The sequence below is a fragment of the Alphaproteobacteria bacterium genome, from assembly GCA_040220875.1.
GTDB lineage: Bacteria > Pseudomonadota > Alphaproteobacteria > JAVJVX01 > JAVJVX01 > JAVJVX01.
This window is the reverse complement of sequence record JAVJVX010000003.1, coordinates 456,456-472,513: the sequence shown is the minus strand read 5'-3', so window position 1 is coordinate 472,513 and position 16,058 is coordinate 456,456. Positions and strand designations below refer to the sequence as shown.

The window sequence follows — 16,058 nt, the reverse complement described above, 5'->3', positions numbered from 1 at the left end:
GTAATCCGTGAACTCCCCGCCACCGCTCGCAGACAAAACCTTCGTGATCGCAGCCGTCAACGTCGTCTTCCCGTGGTCAACATGACCAATCGTCCCGACATTGCAGTGAGGCTTCGTACGCTCGAATTTACCCTTAGACATCGTCCAAACTTCCTTCTTTCAACCCGGGACAGCCCTGTCCCCTTTCCTCATTGTCTCAATGCCTTGTTCGGCTGTTGCCTTGTTTGGCTGTTTCCGGGCTCGGCCCGCGTCGCGGACAAGCCCCCCTGTTGATCCACCGTCCGTTGATCCGCCGTCCGTCGCCGTCCGACTGTCGCCATCCGCGGCGCCAGCCTGGCCCAGGAAAGCGAAAGGTGGAGCGGGTGATGGGAATCGAACCCACGTAACCAGCTTGGAAGGCTGGGGCTCTACCATTGAGCTACACCCGCCTTTCGACCGCCTTCGACCTCCTTTTTTCCGACCGTCCTTCCGCCCAATCCGGGACCTATCCCCGGGCGTGGTGGAGGGGGTAGGATTCGAACCTACGTAGACTTACGTCGGCAGATTTACAGTCTGCTGCCTTTGACCGCTCGGCCACCCCTCCGCGAGACGTCGGCACAGCCACGCGACGGGGAGCGAAATATGAGGATTCACAACCCCTTGTCAACTTCAAAACATCGCGTAAAGAGAAGCCGCGGCCGCTTTCCAAACTTGAAGCGCCCGTTCCATACCGTCGCTGATTTCGCTCCGGATACTAGAGGGACAAGCCATGGTCCGCAAGGCCCCACGCACGCCTGACCGCACCCACCGACGCCGGGACCGGCACAGCCGGGACCTCGCCCCCCCGGGGGGTGGTGGCGACCCCGGCCCGGGTGAGCCGAAATTGCGCAAAAACCGCCCCGACAGGCCGGCCGGGAGGCCGAAGGCGGCCCGTGCCGCCGGCGCGGGCGACTGGATCTGGGGCCGCCATGCGGTCGTGGCGGCGCTCGGCAATCCGGCACGCCTCTGCAAGCGCCTTGTGGCCACGCCAGAGGCGGCGGAGGCCCTCAGCCTCGAGACCCGCCCTGGGATGGAAGACGGCCAGGGACCGGCGCTCGAAATCATCGCGCGGCCGGAGATCGAGGCACTCCTCCCGCCGGGCGCCATCCACCAGGGCGTCGCGCTCCGGGCCCTGCCCCTGCCCCCTGTCAGTCTCGGTGAAATCCTGCCCCCGGAAGCGGTCGCGCCGCCCGGCAGCGCGCCGATCCGCATCGTCCTCCTCGATCAGGTGACCGACCCCCAGAATCTCGGCACCATCCTTCGCACCGCCGCGGCCTTCGGCGCCAGGGCCGTCGTGGTCCCCAAGCGCCATGCGCCCGAGCTGACCGGCGCGGTCATCAAGGCCGCCTCGGGTGCGGTGGAGAAACTCGCCCTTGTTCGCGTAGCGAACCTGGCCGCCGCCCTCGCGGAGCTCAAGGATCACGGCTTCTGGACCGTTGGCCTGGACGCGCGGGCGGAAGACCGGATCGACAGGTTCGACTTTCCCGCGCGCACCGCCCTCGTTCTCGGTTCGGAGGGCGGCGGTCTGCGACGCCTGACGCGGGAACATTGCGATTATCTCGCCCATATCCCGTTCACCGGGGAAATGGAGAGCCTGAACGTCGCCGCCGCCGCCGCCATTGCCCTTTATGCCGCGAGCACGCGGCCGGCTGCATGATCGGGCACCGTGCTAAACCCGGGAGGCCGCCATCCAGGCGATCCGACGCACCGCTTTCAACGCGGTTGCCAGTCCTGTTACGATGGCGCCCCTGACAATGCGGCGAAGGCGGTTGCCCGTGCGAAAATTCCGCACTAACTTGGCGCCGCCGCCAAGGACGAAGGCCCTTTTCGCGCTATCCGGTGCCGAGACAAGGGGCTGACCCGGCCGCGGAGGCAGGTCCCTGCACGGCATTAGCCGGTCGCCGGGATCCCCGCAGACTTTCAGGCAATCGCGGCGCTGGTGGCTACTCAAGACGTTACGGCCGGGCAGTACCGGCAGCCCCACAAGAGACAGAGATCACGAGACGACGGTCCAGGGCGCATGCCCTTAAGGAGTTTGACGCATGACCACAAATGAGCGAGTTCTCAATTTCATCGACGGCGAATACACCGAAGGCACCAGTGGGCGGACCTTCGAGAACCGCGCGCCGATCGACAACCGGGTCATCAGCCTGGTGCATGAGGCGGGACGCGACGACGTCGACCGGGCGGTCGCGGCGGCGCGGCGGTCGCTGTCGGGCGAGTGGGCCAGCATGCAGATGCCCGAGCGGACCGAGATCCTTTACGCCGTGGCCAAGGGTATCGAGGACCGGTTCGACGAATTCCTGGCGGCCGAGATGGCCGATACCGGCAAGCCCAAGAAGCTGGCCTCCCATATCGATATTCCGCGCGGCGCCGCCAATTTCCGGGTCTTCGCCGATATCGTGAAGAACGTGCCCGGCGAATATTTCGAGACCCCGACGCCGGACGGGCGCAACGCCATCAATTACTCGATCCGCCGGCCCAAGGGGGTGATCGGCGTGATCTGCCCGTGGAACCTGCCGCTCCTGTTGATGACCTGGAAGGTCGGCCCGGCTCTCGCCTGCGGCAACTCGGTCGTCGTCAAGCCGTCGGAAGAAACGCCGACCACCGCGACCCTTCTCGGCGAAGTCATGAACGACGCGGGCGTCCCCAAGGGGGTCTATAACGTGGTGCATGGCTTCGGCCCGGATTCGGCCGGTGAATTCCTGACCCAAAACCCCGAGGTGGACGCCATTACCTTTACCGGCGAAACCCGGACCGGCGAGGCGATCATGAAAAATGCCGCCGTCGGCGTGCGCGACGTCTCCTTCGAGCTGGGCGGAAAGAACGCGGGCGTGATCTTTGCCGACGCGGACATGGACGCGGCGGTCGAGGGCATCGGACGCGCCTGCTTCGCCAACTGTGGCCAGGTCTGCCTTGGCACCGAACGGCTTTACGTGGAACGTCCCATCTTCGATGAATTCGTCTCGCGTCTGAAGGACTATGCCGAGAACCTGAGCCTGGGCGACCCGGAGGCGCCCAGCACCGACATGGGCCCGCTCATCAGCCAGGAACACCGCAACAAGGTGCTCTCCTATTACAAGAAGGCGAAGGAGAATGGCGCCCAGATCGTCACCGGCGGTGGCGTGCCGGACCTCGGCGAAGCAATGAACGAGGGATCCTGGGTGCAGCCCACGATCTGGACCGGACTCAAGGAGGACGACCCGGTCGTGCGTGAAGAAGTCTTCGGGCCGTGCACTCATATCCAGCCCTTCGACAGCGAGGAAGAGGCCGTCAGCATGGCGAACGACACCAAATACGGCCTCGCCACGACTGTCTGGACCACGAACATCAGCAGGGCCAACCGCGTGGCCCAGCAGATCAACGTGGGCATCGCCTGGGTCAATAGCTGGTTCCTGCGCGACCTGCGCACGCCCTTTGGCGGGCGCGGCCATTCGGGCATCGGGCGCGAAGGCGGCGTGCACTCGCTCGAATTCTATACAGAAACACGGAACATCTGCGTCAAGCTGTAGTCAGGGCGAGCGAAGCGATTTACCCCCGGCGGCTCATCCCCGCCGGGGGTTTTTCGTGCCCGCGCCGGGTCAAACGGAACTCTGTCGCCCGGTCCAGCGCCTGAGCCCGGCCCATCCGAAGAGACTGGGCGCCGCCCCCCGCCCCCCGTAACCGGCCCCGGCAAACGGACGGTTTTCCAAGCGTCCCGGATCGGGCTAAAATGCTCCGAATTCCCGCGGGGCCATCTTGTCCCGCCGGGGAGACCGGAGGTCAACGAGGAGGTTCCATCATGGCCAAAGCACGCAATTCCGCCGCCGGCAAGAACGGGGAAATCCTCGCGGGGTTTCTCGCCCCGCACCCGCCCCATCTCGTTTATGGCGAGAACCCGCCGCAGAACGAGCCGAAATCCCAATGCGGCTGGGAAGAACTGCGCTGGGCCTATGATCATGTCCGCGCCAGCATCGAGGAAATGAAACCGGACGTGCTCCTTGTGCATTCACCGCACTGGATCACGCAGCAAGGTCATCACTTCCTGGGCGTGAAGCATCTGTCGGGCAAGTCTGTCGATCCGATCTTCCCCAACATCTTCCGCTACTCCTTTGATCTCGAAGTGGATGTGGAACTCGCAGAGGCCTGTTGCGCCGAGGCGGATAAGGCCGGGCTCTACGCCAAGATGATGCGGAACCCGAATTTCCGCGTCGATTACGGCACAATCACGACGCTCCATATGGTGCGCCCACAGTGGGACATTCCGGTTGTCGGCATTTCCGCCAACAACTCGCCCTACTATCTTTCCATGGAGGAAGGGCTGCAGGAAATGGATGTGCTGGGCAAAGCGACACGTCGGGCGATTGAAAAGACTGGCCGACGCGCGGTGCTGCTTGCTTCGAACACGTTCTGCCACTGGCACTTCCACGAAGAACCGGAAATCCCCGAGGATATGTCCCAGGAGCACCCGCAGAATTTCGAGGGCTACAAGTGGGATATGCGGATGATCAGGCTTTTACGTGAAGGCAAGACGAAGGAAGTCTTCCGCCTGTTGCCGCAATTTATCGAAGAAGCCTTCGCCGAAGTGAAATCCGGCGCGTTCACCTGGATGTTTTCGGCCATGAACTATCCGGAGATTCCCGGCGAATTCTATGGCTACGGCACGGTGATCGGTACCGGCAACGCCGTGATGGAATGGAACCTGATCAAACATGGGCTCGCCAGCGCGGCCAATGGCCGCAAGCCGGCCCGGCAGGCCGCCTAGGCGCAAACATACCGGACGAGCGGCCGGCGGGTGGGGGGCCACCCGGCCGGCCCTTCTTTAGGAGGAAAATGCATGTCAATCGTGTCGGCCTTTATCGTGCCGGGCTCACCCTTGCCTTACGTGAAACGGGATAATCCGCCATGGGGCAAGATCGCCGATGGACTGGAAGCGGCGGGGGAAGCGCTTCGCAAATCGAAACCGGATGTCATCCTCGTCTACTCGACCCAGTGGCTGGCAGTTCTGGATGAGCTCTGGCAGACACGCCGCGTCGTCGAAGGGCTGCACGTGGATGAGAACTGGCATGAATTCGGTGATCTTCCCTACAAGCTGAAGGTCGATACGAAACTCGCCAAGGCGTGCATCAAGAGCGCCAACGATATGGGGGTCAAATCCAAGGGCGTGGACTACGATGCCTTCCCGATCGACACGGGAACCATCGTGATGAACAATTTCATGAACCCGGGCGGCGCGATCCCGCTGGTGATCGCGGCCAACAATCTCTACCACGATTACGATCTGACGTGGAAACTGGGCCAGATGGCGGCTGCCGAGGCGCGCAAGCAGAAGAAACGGGTCGCCGTAGTGGGCATTGGCAACATGTCGGGCACGTTCTTCCGCGACGAGATCGATATCGAAAAGGACCACATCGTCGATCCCAAATATGACCGGGCCAATAAGAAAATTCTGCGGCTGATCGAGAAGGGCGACGCGGAGGGTCTCGTCAAGGCGATCCCTTCATATGCGAAGAACGCCAAGGCGGACATGGGCTTCAAGCACGCCGGCTGGGTGCTCGGCGCCCTTAACAACAAGTTCAAGCGCGGCAAGGTCCACGCCTACGGACCCGTCTACGGTACCGGCGCGGCGGTGATCGAAATCCACCAGCGCTAGACGCTAGCCCTCGACCGGCCGGTCAAACAAGCCGGCCGGCGCCGGGCGAAGAATGAGCGGCGTGCCATCCTCGATCCGGTCGCTTGGGTGGAGGACCACCTGCTCCCCATCCGACAGGCCGGACGTGACCTCGGCATAAAGATCGTTGCGGTGATCGATCCCGATCCGGCGCAACTCGGCACGCCCATCCGAATCGACAAAGACCGCCCAGTGCTGGCCATCCCGGAAAAGTGCGCCCACCGGGACCCTGAGAACATCCTCGCCATGCCAGACGGCGATACGCACATTGACCCGGTAGCCATGCCCAAGGGCCTTCCAGGCGTCGTCGCTTCGATCCAGATCGATCACCACATTGACGCGCTGCTCCTCGATCCCGAGGGCCGAGATCTTGGTGAACCCCCGCGGCTCGACCCGCCGGACGGTACCGCCGAGCGCCTTGCCTCCGCCCCAATCCTCGATCCGGACCAGCGATCCCGGCCGAACCTTGACAGCGTCGCCGGACAGAAGCTCGGCGACGATTTCGAGATCCGCCAGATCGCCAATCTCCATCAGGGCCTGTCCCGCACGAATAACCTGTTCGCTCTCCTGCACAGTTTTCAGAACCTGCCCCGAAATCGGCGCGAAGATCGGCACACAGCAAATCTGCCCCGCAGCGCCATCCGAGAATACCGTGTTCGGTTCGATGAGGGCCGCTTTCGCCCGTTCGAGCTCGTGACGGCGCACGTTAACCAGCGCCTCGGCCGTCGCCAGAGCCGCCCGGCTAGTCTTCTCGTCGCGCTCCACCCGTTCAAGCTGAACCGGCGAGATGGTTCCCTTTTCTGCGAGCGGCCTGGCCCGACCCACCTCCGAAATGGCGAAATCGAGCTCGGCGCGCGCCGCGTCGCGTTCGGCCATGGCAAGAGACAGCGCGGCTTCGCCGGCCCGGACCTGGGACTCAAGCTCGGTCCGCTGGCGAGCGTCGATGAAGGACGGGGCAAGCGGCTGTATCTGCGCCAACTGCGTCTCGCCCGCGATCACCTCGTCGCCCGGCTCAATTTCGATCCGCGCCACTCGGCCATCGAGAGGTGAAGAGACGATGTAGATATCGTGAACCCGTGTCCGCGCTTCCTCATCGACCGTCACCGTCATGTCTTCCCGGACAACCGAAGCGGTCTCGACCAGAACCGGCTCTGTCCTGAAAAGAAGAAACAGTGTAATCGCGAGCGCCGCCAGGATAAGCCCGCCGCCGATGACCGTACGTTTCGAGAGACTGCTCATCCACTATTCCCGTGTCTTCAGGGCTTCCACAAGATTGAGATGAAAGAGGCGTCGCGTCACAAGCAACCCTGAAACGAAGGATGCGCCGGTGACCAGAAGAATCGACACGCCGTAGGTTGCATTATCGACAACCAGCGGCACGCGAAAAAGGTCCGACGAAAATGACTCCGCCAGATACCAGGATAGCAGATAGCCCAGGCCGCTTCCGACCGGCAGCGACAGTAGCGTCAGCAGCCATAGCTCGCCCAGAAGAATGTAGGCCGTCTCACCCGTGGAGAAGCCCAGCACCTTCAAGGTGGCCAGCTCGCGCCGGCGCTCCGAGAGGGAAATTCGTGCGCTGTTATAGACAACGCCGACCGCGATGCTGGATGCGAGGAATGTGTAGATCCAGATCGAGATGGACATAGATTCGGCGATGGTATTTCTGAATTGCGCGATGGACATCCATTTCATCGAAAAAGCCGAGGTCTCGGGCGTCTCCTTAAGCGCACGAAAGAGCGCCGGCATCTGAGCCCGGTCCAGGCTCAGATACACGCCCGACAGACGCGCACCTTCATCCATCATGACGTTCAGCGCGCTGAGGTCCATAAAGGCGGACAGGCCGATATATTCCTGGACCACCGCCGCGACTGGGACCACGTGGGTGCCTCGCCGCCCCTCCAGAACCTCGACCTCAATGTTGTCTGCACGAGATACGCCAAGTTCCTCGGCAAGATGACTTGTCAGAACGAGTCCGGCCTCGGGCATCGCCACGGGATGGCGTTCGTCATCCACCAGTCGACTGATCCGCGCGTTTGACGCCTGACCCGTGATCGACGTGCGTTCCACCCGCCGGCCGTTGCGTAGCTTGACCGGCACCGTGCGAAATCCTTCCACGGCCAGGACGCCCGGCAAATGCCCGGCATCGAAAATAACCCCTGCCTCTTCGGGTTCGTGAAACGTGATGGTGGCATCCTGGCGCTGAGAATCGAAAAAGAACGTCTCGATCATCAGATCGATCGCATCCAGGGAAAAGAGCGAAGCAATCATGATCGCGACCGCCGCGGCAAGGCCGGCCATGGTCATCAGCGCCCGAACGGGCCAGCGCGTCAGGTGGCGCAGGATCATGCGGGTCGCTTCGCTGATCCGCTGCAAAAGGCCGAGGCGCTCGAGGAACGTGGCACCATAGACGGGCGGCGCGGGCGGCGACATCGCAACGGCAGGTGCCAGGCCCGCCACCCGGTAGACGACGCGCCATGTCCCCGCCAGGCCGGCGCCGAAGGCGATAAGGGCTGAAAGCACCAGGATCTTCGGATCGATATGGAAATAGAGAAACGGGAAGCGAAAAAAATTGGCATAGATTTCCGTAAGCCCGCGGCCGAGCCAGACGCCGAGCGCCAGCCCCACCAGAACTCCCAGAGCGATCAGCGCAGAAACCAGCTTGAGATAATGCGCGCCGATCTCGCTATTCCGGTATCCGAACGCCTTGAGCAGCCCGACCTGCCGCCGCTCCTGCTCCACCAGCCGGGTGATGGTGATATAGAGGAGAAAGGCTGCCACGCCGAGAAAAATCGGCGGCAGAATCCTTCCCATCAGCTGTAACTGGTCAAGCTCTCCTCTTAGAAAGGCGTGAGAGACCTGCTTGTCCCGTCCATATGCTGCCGTCCCACCATAGGGTTCCAGGATGAGATCAAGCCGGCGGATGATTTCATCTTCCGAGGCGAGATGCTGGATCCGGAGGCTGACATCATTGAAGGCGCCATCGAGATCGTACGCCGCCTCCAGCGCCGTCCGGTTCATCCAGGTGATGGCAAACCGCTGCGCATCTGGCACGAGCTGGCCGGGGGCGATGGCATACACGTATTCCGGCGACAGCGCCGTCCCCACGATCGTCAGCGCACGCTTGCGGCCATTCATGATGGCGTGGAACCTGTCTCCGGGCACGAAGCCGTTTGCCGTGGCGAAAGATTCGCTGACCACCACCTCGTCAGGCCGATCCGCCGCCGGGAGCCGGCCCTGGTGCAGGGCAATGTCGTTGAGCGCCGCCGCTATGTGGCCTTCGGGCAGAGAGATCAAGCGCCCCTGTGCCGGAGCGTCCATGCCTGGCACGTCAAGGATCACGTCAACGACGATTCGACTGTCCGCCCGAATCACGCCCGAGAGGTCACGGATCCGGTCCATCACCCGCTCAGGCGCCCGCTCGAGCTGGCCAAAGATATGGCCGAAGCGGTAGCGCTCATAATAAGCCTCGCGCGTCTCGTCGAGCGAGACCAGAGCCCCGAAAGCCATGACGAATGTCGCGACTCCGCAGCCGATCACGACGGCGATGGCCATTGCCTGTGCCCACATGCGCGCGATGTCACGAAACAGCTTGCGGTCGAGCGCGCGAATGACAGCCATTACCAGACAAGCTCCGCCGGATTCTTCCGCTCGGAGTTCTCCTCAATGCTGGCAATCCGGCCGTCGGAAAAGCGGACGACTCTGTCCGCGATCCCGGATATGCCGGCGTTGTGGGTGATCAGGGCGACCGTGGTGTCAAGCTCGGTATTGACCCGCAACAGCGCCTCCAGCACCACAATCCCGGTATGGCTGTCCAGCGCGCCGGTGGGCTCGTCGCACAGAAGCACCTCGGGCTGCTTGGCGATAGCCCGGGCAATGGCCACGCGCTGCTGCTCGCCACCCGAAAGCTGCGAGGGAAAATGTCCGGCACGATCCTTGAGCCGGACGAGGTCGAGCGCCTCGAGCGGGTCGAGCGGGTGTGAAGCAATTTCGGTGACCAGAGCCACGTTCTCGAGTGCGGTGAGACTGGGGATCAGGTTGTAGAATTGAAAGACAAAGCCGACATGGTCGCGACGAAATCGGGTGAGCTGGCAGTCCGTCATGGCGCTCAGCACGTGCTCGCGAAAGCGCACTGTCCCCGAAGTGGCGTGATCAAGCCCGCCCAGAATGTTCAGAAGCGTTGATTTTCCGCTCCCCGAGGGGCCGAGCAGGGCAAGTATTTCGCCTTCCAGAATTTCCAGTGACACGCCGCGCAGGGCATGGACGACGACTTCCCCGGTGACGTAGGTCTTGGTCAGGTCATTCGTTTTGAAAGCCGATTTGCGTGCCGTCACGCCCCTGCCCCGCTGCCCGACTTCTACCCTGGCTTGTCCTGGCCTGCACTGGTCTGCCCTGGCCCGGCCCGGCTTGCCTGCGTCCGGACGGGCGGTCGTTGACATAGATCATGCCCGGCAGCAGACTTCCACGATAGGGGTTAAGCTCAGCTAGAGAAAGTGCGGAAATGAATCTGACCTTGCAGGATTGCATCGAATTCTGCGAGCTCAACGAAGAGGTCATCGACGCCATTGCCGAGCACGAGGGCATTCCGGAAATGGCTGCGGCAGAGCTCGGGAATTACCTCATCCAGGACGAGAATGGCGCCCCCAAGATTCGCGCCATGATCATCGACGATATCCGGCGCGCACGTGACCATGGCAACTCCCATCATGAAATGGTGCTTCTGGGCGTGCTGGCCCGTTTCGTGGAGGCCTACGGCGCCCAGGATCCGGCGACACGAAAAACAGCCCGGAGCACAGGCTCCGGCTAGGTGCCCGGGCCATCCCGCCTCGCGAGACAGGCGCTTGTGGCTGGCGCGCCGGCCCGGTATCTTCCCCCGTCGCGGGTGGCCGGCTTAGCTCAGCTGGTAGAGCGCTGGTTTTGTAAACCAGATGTCGGGGGTTCGAGTCCCTCAGCCGGCACCGCTTTTTTCCTCAATTCTCTGGCCTTTGGTCTCTGGCTTTTGGTCTCTGGCTTTTGGTCTCTGACTTTTGGCCGAATGCATACGGCGCAAGGAACGCGAACGAATGCGGTTCCGCGCGGCACAAGAGTCGGCACAGCAGGACGGCCGGGACAGGTACGGGCGAGTCCTCGCGTCGTGTACGGCGGGAGAGAGGGACTTCGGGGAATCTCTCATGGGAGAGGGGCCGGCGGTGCCCTATCGGTATGATTTCGAGGCGCCGTGGCTATACCGCCAGAAGCGCCGTTCCGACCGCGGCGCGGAATATCGTGACCCCTTTTCTCGGCATCTCGAGGACGCGACAATCTGCAGGCCTCGCGCGAGTGGCAGACGGCATTCCTCCCGAAATCCGTCCGGCGATCCAAACCGGAATCTGTGGCGCGCGAAGTAGCTGAAATAGCGTGTTTTAGCGTCGTTCAGGACCGGGCCTTGATTTCCCGGGCTCCCTGGCATTTCATTGATACAACGTGTTCTCTCAGAGATCTGGCTTCCTGGTGCAGCAGGGACGGCAAGCCAACTACGCTCAATAACAACAATTACGAGGGTAAGCATGAGACAGCGCCGATCTCGCTCTTCCAGGCCTCGTTTTCGTTTTCGCTCAATCCTGGGGATTTTGCTCGCTATCGGTACCGCCGCGGCTGGCGCCTGGTGGCTCACGGCCTACCGCGGTGACCCGCATGCGCCAGTGCCGGGCAGAGACGCCTCCCTGCCGCTGGATTCTGTCAACGGTCCGGGGCATCTCAAGCCTGTGGTTGGCAGTGCTCAGGAAAATGCGAGCACAGCGAAGCTTCGCAGCGGCTTGGGATTTCCCGTGCACGCCACAGCCGACAGCACCTACCTCCTGACTGCGGCGCACGTCGTCCAAGGGTGCGGACTGGTAGCCATACAGTCGATTATGGGGGGTGACCGGACCAAAGCGACTGTTCAGGAACTCGATGTGGCCAACGATCTTGCCCTTCTGGCGGTTCCGGTAAGGTTTGAGTCGGTGAGCGAATTCAGCGAACGTGACCCGGCTTTGCCGGAGGGCACCATCTACTACGGCCGGCCGGACGGGCAGAAAAGTGCAAAAACCGGGCGTGTTGTCGCACTCCACGGGCCGGGCGAGGACGCTCGCCTCCAGACTTTCATTGGTGTTGGCGTCGACCTGGGTGATAGCGGGAGCGCTGTGCTGGATTCCACCGGGCGGGTCGTCGGACTTCTGGTGGGGGAAGCCACGCGGAAAAACGATGGCATTGTTTCGCGCCTGGGATTCGCCCTTAAGACCGAGATGCTCCAGCTCTTTCTGGAGGCTCAAAATATTCCTTACTCGAAGTCCCTATCCAGAGCGGAGGCCCGGCTGGATGACCCGGACGCTCTCTTGAAACAACAAACCGTTAAGGTGGTTTGTGCCGAATTGCCGGCCGAAAAAGTCTTTTCTGAGAGGCCGGAGTTGCTTGAGAGCACGCGCGATTACTGCGCTCGTATCATGTCCAACGATACTGCGCGGCTGCGGAAATGCATTAAATCCAACAGCGATGCCTATGACCGTCTGCAGAAACACATGAAGGATTCGAGAATCGGGACCCTGGAGCATGCTGCGCTTCGGCAATGCTATACACAGATGCGTTCCGTCCTTGAGGCAGATGACTATGTGGAGTGGCTGAAGTGCTTCGATAGGCAGATCGACAATTCGCTTCCAGTCAACTTGAAGCGCTAGCGAAAAGCGGGACAGAACCCCTGGGCGGCGCGCTCGGCCAGGCCCTCTTCCGGTCCAAGTCTTGCCGCATCGGGTTTGTAAACCGGATGTCGGGGGTTCGAGTCCCTCAGCCGGCACCATAGCGAGGATCAGTCGTCCGCCCCGTTTCCTGCCGCCGGCTGTACGATCATCCGCCACAATTCGGGCAGACGCGCGCGTGCCGATTCTCGATGGGTGTCGAACGTGACATGCGCATCGGGCCCGGCGTCGGGCGCGATGCCGATCGACCACAGCGGCGCGATTTCGTTCGGTATGAGAGAATAGCGCACATCGATGACACGGTCGGGTCGCGCCGGATCGCGCGCCACGTAGCCGTCGCTGTAATAGGTGAACCGCGCGACGTCCCGCGCCTGCTGCGCGGCCGCCGGCAGCCAGGGAAAATCCCGCGCCGGATCGAGTCGGGGAATGGACGTGCCCGGCATGACCGTAGGCGCGATGCCGGCGCGCACCGCGTCGACATGGAAGCGGTCAGAAGTTTCATAGACCACTTTCCACACCAGGATGTTGGCAAAGCTGGGTTTGACCTCGAGCCGCAGCGGCGCATGGCCCCGTTCCGCCGCCAGGGCATGGCCCATGGCCAGTGCGGCATGGTGCTGGATCGTCCCCAGCATCAGGTAGGTCACGGCCCATGCCAGGGCCGCGCGGCCCCAGATGCCGCTGCGCCGGATCATGCCGATGGCGGCGAGGGCCAGGACCGGCAGGGTGAACAGAGGGTCGACGATGGAGATGATGGCGAAGGAAAACCGTTCGTCGCTGAACGGCCACAGCAGCACGGTTCCATAGGAAGTCGCGGTATCGAGCAGGCCGTGAGTAGCGTAACCGAGGCCGCAGAACAGCCATGTCCCCGGGAACGTCAGGCCGTGCCAGCGCCGGAACGGCCGGTGCAGGAAAGCGGCGACGATCAGGCCGCCCAATGGAACGAAGATCAGGGAATGAGTAAACTGCCGGTGGTATTCCAGAAACAGCAACGTGTCCGTCTGTGAGCGGATCAGGACGTCCAGATCCGCCGTCATCCCGGCGACGAAGCCGAGCGTGCCGGCCACGGCGGCTTGGGCACGCCGGCGCGTGGCCATCGGAAGGGCGGCGCCAACGGCGCCCTGGCTCAGCGGGTCCATGACAAATTAGCCACCCTGTTCAGGCTGGTGCGCGTGCTGGCCTCCGGCGCCTTGCGGGCTTGGTCAAGATTGGCGTGCGCGCCGGGGTCAATGCCTGCCCTGAACGGCCCGTGACTTTCGCTCACCTTCTGGCACCCCCCACGAGTGTCACGTCGGCACCATCCAGGCAAGGCGATGATAGCTCATGGTCTTGCGTCCCCCGCTTGCCCGGCGTCGTTTGACGCGTCCCGCATCAGGCGCCGGCCTCTCGAACCTACCCCGAGAGCAGCATTGTTATTTAAGTTCGATTTGCCCCGGCCGTGAAGGCCCGATTGGGCCACGTCCCCGGCAGGCCGCGTCGCACTTCCGGCATCTCGTGGCACCGGGTGCCGCGCGCGATAAGATCCGCCCCGGCCTTTCAGGCACGCCGGCAACAGCACCTGTCCGGGCCCCTGGCCCGCTGACCGATCCCTCACTCGAGTGTGTCGCGACCGGAGCGCTCTTGATCCCGGGGCAAATTCTGCTATCCCCTCATTGGAGTTGCTGCACCGCGAGACTAGGCACGGGGCCTAACCGCAGAAAGGGAGACCCATGACCGCCCAGCGCTGGACCGTTTATCTGTCAGGCGAAATCCATACCGATTGGCGCCAACGCATCGAAACGGGCGTGCGGGACGCACAGCTCCCGGTGGAATTGCTCTCGCCCGTCACGGACCATGGCGTCAGCGACGATTGCGGCGTCCGCATTCTGGGGCCCGAAAAGGATGATTTCTGGAAGGACCACAAGGGAGCCCGCGTCAACACCATCCGGACCCGCACGCTGATCGAACGTGCCGATATTGTCGTCGTGCGGTTTGGCGACAAATACAAGCAGTGGAATGCTGCCTTCGACGCCGGCTTTGCGGCCGCGCTGGGCAAATGCCTTATCACCCTGCATGAACCGTCCCTGACCCATGCGCTCAAGGAGGTGGATGGCGCCGCGCTGGCCGTGGCCTCGACGCCAGAGCAGGTCGTCTCGCTGCTGCGTTATGTGAGCCTGGGAGAACTGTCCGACTAAGGCGCGTGGGCACGAAAAACCGCCGGCCACGATATCGCGACCGGCGGTTTCACGTTACCCGCGAGGCCGTCTAGCGGCCGGCGGCCTCAAGCTCGGCCAGGGTGAAATCGTCCTCCGACAGATTCGGATCGTTCATGCTGCACGCCGCGATATTGAAGAACGTCGCGTGACGCCGCTGAAAATCGATATTCACACCCCATTGGGTGAAGTTGTACTTCACCGACTGGCCTGTGTTCGGATTGACGTAACCCGAAAGCTCTTCCCACCAGCCGCTGGCAAAATGGATCCATTTCCAGAACTCGCCCTTGCGATCGTAACCGGCCGAATAATAGGGCCGCCACGACGTGGCATCGAACCAGTTGATCCGCTTTGAATACGAGTGATATTCGGGCGGGATGGATTCCACCACGTAAACCTCGCGGGCCTCGTAGACATCCTTCGGATTCCAGTACGGCGCGTTTTCGAGGTCCATGCGCGGGAACTGCTGCTCCACCGTGCTTTCATCCGGGAACCAGGACCAGCGGCGGGACGGATTGGACTCCCAGACCGGGAACTGGCTGCGCGAGACCACAAAGACCTTCTGCTTGCCCAGCAGCTTGTACGATTTGTACCAGGCCGGATGGGCATTGAACGTCTCGAGATCGTCGTTCAAATGGTCCGTGCCGCCGATCGGGTCCATCCAGGCGCCACCCGACAGCCGACGCACCCGCCGGACAGTCCGGACATAGGCCCAGATATCGTCGAACTTGGGGTCCCAGTAACGGATCGCGAAGGTGCCGAGCCCCTTCACATCCTGGGGATAGGTCGCGAAGAGAAGCCCCTTGTGATAGATCGAGCCATCGCCGATGACCTCCGGTCCTCCGGTAACACGCCCGTACATGTAGTAACGGGTGAAGACCCATTGCTGGATACGCTCGATCCCGGAGTCACCATCAACCAGATTGAAAGTGAAGGGACAGTAGAACTGATCCCCGTGCGGTTCCGCCACGGTGTAGTTCCAGATCACCTTCGCCGCCGCAAGAGGATCCTCCGGATCGATCTCGGGGAACGGCTCGCCCGACGTGTAGTTCTCGAGCTCGAAAGTCTCGGGGTTCAGTCTCGGCTGCCCCTTTTATTTCTCGGTCGCTTCATAGATCCGGGGGTCGAGCAGGAAAGGCCCCTGGTCTGCCATAACCTGAAGCTCCATCCCGTGATTGCGAATCTGCCATTCCATGCGTTCCGGAACGAGATCGCCCACGCGGTTGCCTTCGTAGGTCATGTCCTTGACCTGATCAAAGTTCCCTTTATTGATCATGGACATGGGTGCGAGTTCTTCAGCGCCCGCCCCCGGCGCCTTGGCCAGCCCGGCCAGCGAAAAGGCGAGTGACAAGGCGAGTGCGGACATACCGGTCCGCCCCACCGGCCTTTGCCGTGGTCCCCTCATGTGAGATCCTCCTGTTTGTTAACTCCCAACGCCGATTAGCTGACATGCTTAAATTTCTGTCAATTGGTGTTGGGGCAGCAGGCCCGTTC

Annotated in this window: 14 protein-coding genes and 3 tRNA genes; 8 read left to right on the top strand and 9 right to left on the bottom strand. The window is 62.4% G+C overall.

Annotated elements, in window-relative coordinates; all coding sequences use genetic code 11:
• The 3 genes from RLQ26_02265 to RLQ26_02255 all read right to left on the bottom strand — a co-directional run.
• A partial coding sequence (locus tag RLQ26_02265) for a GTP-binding protein (protein MEQ9087548.1) occupies positions 1-141 on the bottom strand: 141 nt, incomplete at its 3' end.
• 213 nt (positions 142-354) lie between these two features.
• A tRNA-Gly gene (locus RLQ26_02260) sits at positions 355-428 on the bottom strand.
• A gap of 69 nt (positions 429-497) precedes the next feature.
• Positions 498-583, bottom strand: a tRNA-Tyr gene (locus tag RLQ26_02255).
• A 165-nt stretch (positions 584-748) separates the two neighbouring features.
• On the opposite strand from RLQ26_02255, the gene rlmB reads away from it, so the two are divergent.
• The 4 genes from rlmB (at position 749) to RLQ26_02235 (ending at position 5,650) form a co-directional block, all read left to right on the top strand.
• A complete protein-coding gene (rlmB, locus tag RLQ26_02250) occupies positions 749-1,675 on the top strand; it encodes a 23S rRNA (guanosine(2251)-2'-O)-methyltransferase RlmB (GenBank protein ID MEQ9087547.1) in 927 nt (308 codons plus the stop codon).
• 385 nt (positions 1,676-2,060) lie between these two features.
• On the top strand, positions 2,061-3,530 hold the full coding sequence (locus RLQ26_02245; protein MEQ9087546.1) for a 2-hydroxymuconic semialdehyde dehydrogenase: 1,470 nt from the start codon (positions 2,061-2,063) through the stop codon (positions 3,528-3,530).
• Between the two features lie 269 nt (positions 3,531-3,799).
• A complete protein-coding gene (locus RLQ26_02240; protein MEQ9087545.1) occupies positions 3,800-4,762 on the top strand; it encodes a tRNA U-34 5-methylaminomethyl-2-thiouridine biosynthesis protein in 963 nt (320 codons plus the stop codon).
• 72 nt (positions 4,763-4,834) lie between these two features.
• Positions 4,835-5,650, top strand: a complete 816-nt coding sequence (locus RLQ26_02235) for a tRNA U-34 5-methylaminomethyl-2-thiouridine biosynthesis protein (protein MEQ9087544.1) — start codon at positions 4,835-4,837, stop codon at positions 5,648-5,650.
• Between the two features lie 3 nt (positions 5,651-5,653).
• On the opposite strand, the gene RLQ26_02230 is transcribed toward RLQ26_02235, so the two are convergent.
• The 3 genes from RLQ26_02230 to RLQ26_02220 are packed head-to-tail and all read right to left on the bottom strand — an operon-like array spanning position 5,654 to position 9,999.
• Entirely contained in the window at positions 5,654-6,907 is a 1,254-nt protein-coding gene (locus tag RLQ26_02230; protein MEQ9087543.1) for an HlyD family efflux transporter periplasmic adaptor subunit, read from the bottom strand.
• 3 nt (positions 6,908-6,910) lie between these two features.
• Positions 6,911-9,286: an ABC transporter permease gene (locus RLQ26_02225; protein ID MEQ9087542.1), complete on the bottom strand. Its 2,376-nt coding sequence runs from the start codon at positions 9,284-9,286 to the stop codon at positions 6,911-6,913.
• Positions 9,286-9,999: an ABC transporter ATP-binding protein gene (locus RLQ26_02220; protein MEQ9087541.1), complete on the bottom strand. Its 714-nt coding sequence runs from the start codon at positions 9,997-9,999 to the stop codon at positions 9,286-9,288. Before RLQ26_02220 ends, RLQ26_02225 begins: the two co-directional genes overlap by 1 nt.
• 167 nt (positions 10,000-10,166) lie before the next feature.
• Here RLQ26_02220 and RLQ26_02215 point away from each other — a divergent pair, with 167 nt between their 5' ends.
• The 3 genes from RLQ26_02215 to RLQ26_02205 all read left to right on the top strand — a co-directional run bounded on the left by RLQ26_02215 (position 10,167) and on the right by RLQ26_02205 (position 12,357).
• Positions 10,167-10,472 carry a hypothetical protein gene (locus tag RLQ26_02215; GenBank protein ID MEQ9087540.1) on the top strand — a complete coding sequence of 102 codons (306 nt, stop codon included), beginning with the start codon at positions 10,167-10,169 and terminating at the stop codon, positions 10,470-10,472.
• Between the two features lie 78 nt (positions 10,473-10,550).
• Positions 10,551-10,623: transfer RNA gene (locus tag RLQ26_02210), tRNA-Thr, on the top strand.
• A 588-nt stretch (positions 10,624-11,211) separates the two neighbouring features.
• A complete protein-coding gene (locus RLQ26_02205) occupies positions 11,212-12,357 on the top strand; it encodes a serine protease (GenBank protein ID MEQ9087539.1) in 1,146 nt (381 codons plus the stop codon).
• Between the two features lie 128 nt (positions 12,358-12,485).
• Here RLQ26_02205 and RLQ26_02200 read toward each other — a convergent pair whose 3' ends face one another.
• Entirely contained in the window at positions 12,486-13,511 is a 1,026-nt protein-coding gene (locus RLQ26_02200; GenBank protein MEQ9087538.1) for a metal-dependent hydrolase, read from the bottom strand.
• Between the two features lie 570 nt (positions 13,512-14,081).
• On the opposite strand from RLQ26_02200, the gene RLQ26_02195 reads away from it, so the two are divergent.
• Positions 14,082-14,546: a YtoQ family protein gene (locus tag RLQ26_02195; GenBank protein ID MEQ9087537.1), complete on the top strand. Its 465-nt coding sequence runs from the start codon at positions 14,082-14,084 to the stop codon at positions 14,544-14,546.
• Between the two features lie 70 nt (positions 14,547-14,616).
• Here the strand turns inward: RLQ26_02195 and RLQ26_02190 are convergent, their stop codons facing one another.
• Positions 14,617-15,642, bottom strand: a complete 1,026-nt coding sequence (locus tag RLQ26_02190) for a DUF1329 domain-containing protein (GenBank protein ID MEQ9087536.1) — start codon at positions 15,640-15,642, stop codon at positions 14,617-14,619.
• A gap of 15 nt (positions 15,643-15,657) precedes the next feature.
• Positions 15,658-15,930 carry a hypothetical protein gene (locus tag RLQ26_02185; protein ID MEQ9087535.1) on the bottom strand — a complete coding sequence of 91 codons (273 nt, stop codon included), beginning with the start codon at positions 15,928-15,930 and terminating at the stop codon, positions 15,658-15,660.
• Positions 15,931-16,058 lie beyond the last annotated feature (128 nt).

What these genes read in the sequence shown, in the direction of transcription:
- rlmB (MEQ9087547.1), top strand. Translation starts at nt 749, where the DNA reads ATGGTCCGCAAGGCCCCACGCACGCCTGACCGCACCCACCGACGCCGG.
- RLQ26_02245 (MEQ9087546.1), top strand. Translation starts at nt 2,061, where the DNA reads ATGACCACAAATGAGCGAGTTCTCAATTTCATCGACGGCGAATACACC.
- RLQ26_02240 (MEQ9087545.1), top strand. Translation starts at nt 3,800, where the DNA reads ATGGCCAAAGCACGCAATTCCGCCGCCGGCAAGAACGGGGAAATCCTC.
- RLQ26_02235 (MEQ9087544.1), top strand. Translation starts at nt 4,835, where the DNA reads ATGTCAATCGTGTCGGCCTTTATCGTGCCGGGCTCACCCTTGCCTTAC.
- RLQ26_02230 (MEQ9087543.1), bottom strand. Translation starts at nt 6,907, where the DNA reads ATGAGCAGTCTCTCGAAACGTACGGTCATCGGCGGCGGGCTTATCCTG.
- RLQ26_02225 (MEQ9087542.1), bottom strand. Translation starts at nt 9,286, where the DNA reads ATGGCTGTCATTCGCGCGCTCGACCGCAAGCTGTTTCGTGACATCGCG.
- RLQ26_02215 (MEQ9087540.1), top strand. Translation starts at nt 10,167, where the DNA reads ATGAATCTGACCTTGCAGGATTGCATCGAATTCTGCGAGCTCAACGAA.
- RLQ26_02205 (MEQ9087539.1), top strand. Translation starts at nt 11,212, where the DNA reads ATGAGACAGCGCCGATCTCGCTCTTCCAGGCCTCGTTTTCGTTTTCGC.
- RLQ26_02200 (MEQ9087538.1), bottom strand. Translation starts at nt 13,511, where the DNA reads ATGGACCCGCTGAGCCAGGGCGCCGTTGGCGCCGCCCTTCCGATGGCC.
- RLQ26_02195 (MEQ9087537.1), top strand. Translation starts at nt 14,082, where the DNA reads ATGACCGCCCAGCGCTGGACCGTTTATCTGTCAGGCGAAATCCATACC.
- RLQ26_02185 (MEQ9087535.1), bottom strand. Translation starts at nt 15,930, where the DNA reads ATGTCCGCACTCGCCTTGTCACTCGCCTTTTCGCTGGCCGGGCTGGCC.